Raw genomic sequence first — 5174 nt, forward strand, 5'->3', positions numbered from 1 at the left:
GACTCACTAGCCATTGGCTCAACCCCTCTTTTGGAAGCTTCTCATGAATATGGTTAGGAACTCTAAAACTCACCATTTTGGTTTTATTCGTCGTGCTCTTATTTGTTGCCATAACTTACTCCCTCTGTCATACAGAAGAATGGTCACAGTATGACAGTTTGTCAATTACTGTATGACAGTTTGGACCATTTCTGTATGACAGAAAGAAAATAAAACCTTGAAATATAAAAATAAAAACTGTCATACAGTGGTTGTAATTCTGTATAACAGTAATAGGATTTCTGTATGACAGTGCTACGCACTTCGAGATTTATGTTCAATCTATTACTAAAAATGAAACCAATTTGGGGTAGTGACCCCATTCATGTGAGAATTTACGGAAACTCTTATTAGCAGTAAAAAACAGTCTATAAAATCGTTTAGTAGACAAAAATGTCTACTAATTATCTCATAACGACTAAATAGACACATTAATCAGCATATTTTATATGTACATAATCTATTGAATTAATAGACAAAAAATAATTTACGCTGTAACCGTAAATTTTCACACAGATGGGGGTGATACCCCAATTTTCAGTCTATCTTTGGATATACATCACCATTATAAAATGGATGTTTTTCAGAAAGTGTTTTATGTATCGATTTAACAGATGAAAAATCAGTCAAAGCAAAGGTTTTAGTAAACGCATTTATTGATTCTTTCTCATGTAGCAATACAGCCAAATCATTATTAGCATTTGTTGTAGCCCCATAAACTTTTATCTTTGCTTTACCATTAAAAACTTTAGTGAAAATATATTCTACTCTACTTTTATGATAGTCAGAAGATACCACATGAATTTCTTTTATTTGTGATTCTTGCAAAAAACCCAAACAGTAATACGCATCCCCCACTGTATCTCTAGAGAATGGTAGTGATATAACTGATTTTTTTTCAACATTATATTTATTTAAAATATAACTTCTTACAACCTCCGATATTGGAACTGAGCAATCCTCTCTATAATCCCAACCACTTGTGAGAATAAATTTGTACTTTCCTTCAAAAAACAAATTCATAGCAAGTTCACATCGACCTACCGACTCAATTCCTAACTTACATTCTTTCGACATTAAATGAGATAGTATTATCAGACATTTCATTTGATTACATCCTTATCGAAATGCTCTAGAGTAACTCGATCTCCTCGCTTAGCAGGTTTCAGGCATACCGAACCAATAACAACATCATAAAACTTTGCGCTAAGACCAAACCCAGGGCGAATTCTTCTTACACTTTCACGAGTAATTACATCTCCTTCATTGACATCTTCCACGAAATATAAAGAACGACGGAATACTTTGTTAGAATCTTCAACCGAGGATCGACTAAACTCACAACAACCTAGTGCAGAGAATGCATCTCGAGTATCTTTTACAAGAGATTTCATTTCATCAGGTTCAAGTGAAAAACTGCTGTCAACACCACCATCAGAACGATCTAATGTAAAATGTTTTTCAATAACCGTAGCCCCTAAAGATGTAGCAGTCACACTAGCTAAATTACCAAGAGTATGATCTGACAGTCCAACTTGAACATTGAACTCATTTTTTAAAATTTGAATCATATTCAAATTTGCACTATCTATTGGTGCAGGATAGCTACTAATGCAATGAAACAATGCAATTTTATTGTTACCCACAGACTTAGCGCTTTCAATCGCATTTGCAATCTCATCAATCGATGCCATTCCCGTTGAAATTAATATAGGTTTATTTTTCTTTGCTATATATCTAATTAGTGGTAAGTCAACAATTTCAAATGAAGCTACCTTATATGCAGGGACATTAAGAGATTCCAATAGATCAACGGCCGTTTCATCAAATGGAGAAGAGAAAAGAGTCACCCCAATATCTTTGGCATATGAAAAAAGCTCATTATGCCATTCAAATGGAGTATAAGCCTCTCCATAGAGTTCATATAAAGATCTCCCTTTCCACAAACCATCTTTAATATAAAAATCTGGGTTGTTAACATCTATTGTCATGGTGTCAGGAGTATATGTCTGTATTTTAACAGCATCAACTCCTGCATTTTTTGCAGCTAATATTGTTTCTTTAGCTCGAATAATTGAACCGTTATGGTTTGCCGAAACTTCTGCAATAATATATGGAGGATTATTGTTAGATATCTCCCTTGATTCAATAAAAAATTTATTATTCATACTTCAATCCTTCCATATCTAATCGTTCTAGCTCTTTTTCAATATTAGAATTCCATCCTGAAAAATTTGATGGCAAGTCTTTCACAAAATAATGAGTACCTTTGCCTCTTTGCTCTTTTGCCACCCATTGGTCTGAAAGCAAGGATGGTAAAATTTCTAAAAATAAACTTTCAATATTTTCAATTAATCTTGCATATGTTTTAGCGAAAGTATCATCACTTTCCTCGAAATTTACATACTTTTGTTTGACAATTGGCCCAGTATCTACGCCATCATCAATCAAATGAATAGTAACTCCAGCTGGTGTGTTATCATAAAATGACCAAAAATTAGGGTGTGCTCCTCTATTATATGGCAAGTATGATATATGCAAATTTAGAATAGGACATTTAAAGTCATCAATTACCTTCTTTTTCAAAATATGTCGATAACCATAACTAATAACATAGTCATATCCAGATATCGGTTCAACTTCATTTTCAGAATGATCTACCAAACAGTCATTTTCAATCAAAGCATTAATTAGATTTGTTTGTTTCTCATCGTAACCTAAAAATAATATTCTTTTTTTAGGCTTATCTATATTATTAATTCTCTTCATTTTTAACCTAAGTAATCCTTATAATTTATTATCAACAAACTGTTGTTATACCGTTAAACACCAAGAAGTTATGATGGACAAACCGGAAGAAACACAGCTATTACAATTGCCACTCTAAAAAATCTATTCACAATCAAAATTAAAGCAGCGAGTATTGTAAAGACAAGACAAGACAAGACAAGACATTATAGAGAATGGCAAGTGACGTGCGTAATATGCCCATTATGGTAAATCAGTAAGTTAGCCATCAAAAACCACGTTTCCGCAGCTCCTTAAGCCACTGAGAGCCATTTAAAGGTGCAATCCCCCCCTTATCACCTAAAAATGTCGCTGAAAGTTTGTGACGGTTTCAGAGCGATTTACAGGGAAAAAGTGACACGCTCAGACTCAACCCATAATAACTCTCTAATCTAGATTTCTGACACTTACACATTGCCGGTTCGCCAGGTGAAATCATGCAAAGCATATTTCATCTGTTCGAACTGGCCGACAAGCGAAGCGCGTCAGTGTTGCATTTTTCTTTGCTCTATCGAGTCGGCCTTATTTTTATAATACGCTTCCCCATTAAACTATGAGCAAAATTCAAATTTCCCGTCCCTTGGATTTGCCGAATACGGCGATACATCTCTTCCATCAACTCTCGATTATGATGACCTATCATAATCACTATCATTCAGTTTTATCCGCAAAGCAAAAGACAACAAATCTCGAACCGCATCCGCATCGTTTAACCCTTCGCGCTTTTGGTATTGGCGAAAGTCTTCTAACGCTCCCTTCACTTCCGCTTGTAAGACTGTACTTCTGGTCATTTTACGTTTTTCATCCCTTAAAAATTACAATACGATTGAACTGTAAATCAAATACATTTCAATATGAACACAACCTGAAAAATCCGTACAAGCCTTATTATATAAGGGCTAACTTGAAATCAAATACACTTCACATTGATTTCAAGTTAAATCCTCTGTACACCTTGTTACATAAGAGCTAAATTGAAATGCAATACGATTTACTAACTTTCAACTACGATAAAGTCGGCTAATTAGTTGGATTGTTGAAAATTTTTCTCACCTACAATTATTGTCCTTTTGGTTTTTTAAGTGATTGTTTTTATGGGTTTATATTTTCAACAGACAACCACTCATATTGAAATTCAATGTGCCGTAGGGTGTGGTGGCTTTGAAAACTCAAAACGCGAGATGATTCTGAGCGAATAGAAATCTTGTCTTGTGGTGGATCTGAAATCGTCAGGGGCAAAAAAAGCCGTCAAATGGCGACTGAATTTGTTCTGTATGGAAGGTCATTCGAGTTGAGCTAACGCAGCTTTGACTTTGGATATGTACCGCTGCCGCGCTGCATGGTTGGATTGTTTAAATCCTGCATTATACGCGCCGACACTGTTCCAGTTATAACCATGAGACAAAACGAGGATAAAGCGTACCACCTCATGTGGAAAAACTAGGACAGTAAACTGCCCATAGTTTTACACACAATCGACAAGCAAAATCGAGGAAATGGAGAGTTTGCGCTCCGCGCTCAATAAGTGTGTTTTTTTTTGTTCTGAGAAAAAGCTGAAAGAACTTTGTTTCGGCTACGCCGAACCCCTAGCTAGACCAAATGAAATTTTGGAAGCTATCAAGGTTCATTTCGCGCTTAACCGGTTAACGTTGTCTCTCGTTTCGGCCTGCCCTACGCTCTCCCGTTAGCGACTTAAATTCATTTGCAGATATTTAAATCGTCCACCACAGTGGGAGACATCAAACCGTATTATCATTCAGCCTTACTCGATGCCTAGCAGGTGTAGCACCGTGACTTATTACGTCATTTCGGGTTTGATTTGTTCGCTGACTGCCTCTGGTATCCCTTGCTCGGCAGCGGGACGTCCCTCCTATCCAAAACATCTTGATTCCAAATAGGACTCGGGAATACTTGAAGTGCTTGCGTGATATGATCTATCATGAAAGGACTTATACAGGCCGAGAAACCAGTTTAAGTATTCCGAAAAAACCACTCTTGCCGGAGTGGTTTTTTTCACATCTGTCTTTTAGATTATCTGTAGAATGCATTGATCGCAATGATCATTTGCTCCTAATTTGGCTTTTTCCCTTGAATCGCTCCATCTTCAAACTCTTGCCAAAAACCATCTGTTCCCGCTTTAATTCTTCGTCTTATCGTGTCAATACTCATTCCCGAACCACTAACAGCAGCTTCCTTGGATTCATAGCCAACAAAGTTAGCCCCAATTTCAACCACTTTTGAGCGTACACCTCCAACATTAACCTTGCTCTCGACTGTTCTCGTTTTCTCTCTTACCGGTGTTTGTCTTTTTTCTAAAGCTTGGTTCTGACTTATTTCCCTTTCAACAA

At 36.3% G+C, this 5174-nt stretch carries 5 protein-coding genes; all 5 read right to left on the reverse strand.

The annotated features are described in order from the left end of the window. Nucleotides 1-576: 576 nt before the first annotated feature. A complete protein-coding gene (locus tag M9194_RS21430; RefSeq protein WP_250614746.1) occupies nt 577-1146 on the reverse strand; it encodes an ElyC/SanA/YdcF family protein in 570 nt (189 codons plus the stop codon). Further along, the gene (gene pseI / locus M9194_RS21435; protein ID WP_250614747.1) at nt 1143-2207 is read right to left on the reverse strand and encodes a pseudaminic acid synthase; all 1065 of its coding nucleotides are present in this window, start codon (nt 2205-2207) and stop codon (nt 1143-1145) included. Before pseI ends, M9194_RS21430 begins: the two co-directional genes overlap by 4 nt. Continuing rightward, nucleotides 2200-2808: a formyltransferase family protein gene (locus M9194_RS21440; RefSeq protein WP_250614748.1), complete on the reverse strand. Its 609-nt coding sequence runs from the start codon at nt 2806-2808 to the stop codon at nt 2200-2202. Before M9194_RS21440 ends, pseI begins: the two co-directional genes overlap by 8 nt. A 644-nt stretch (nt 2809-3452) precedes the next feature. Next, nucleotides 3453-3617, reverse strand: coding sequence for a hypothetical protein (locus M9194_RS21445; RefSeq protein ID WP_250614749.1), 165 nt, complete (start codon nt 3615-3617; stop codon nt 3453-3455). 1279 nt (nt 3618-4896) lie between these two features. Next, on the reverse strand, nt 4897-5174 hold a 278-nt coding region (locus M9194_RS21455), incomplete at its 5' end, for a hypothetical protein (RefSeq protein ID WP_250614750.1).

The organism is Vibrio sinus, assembly GCF_023634645.1.
GTDB lineage: Bacteria > Pseudomonadota > Gammaproteobacteria > Enterobacterales > Vibrionaceae > Vibrio > Vibrio sinus.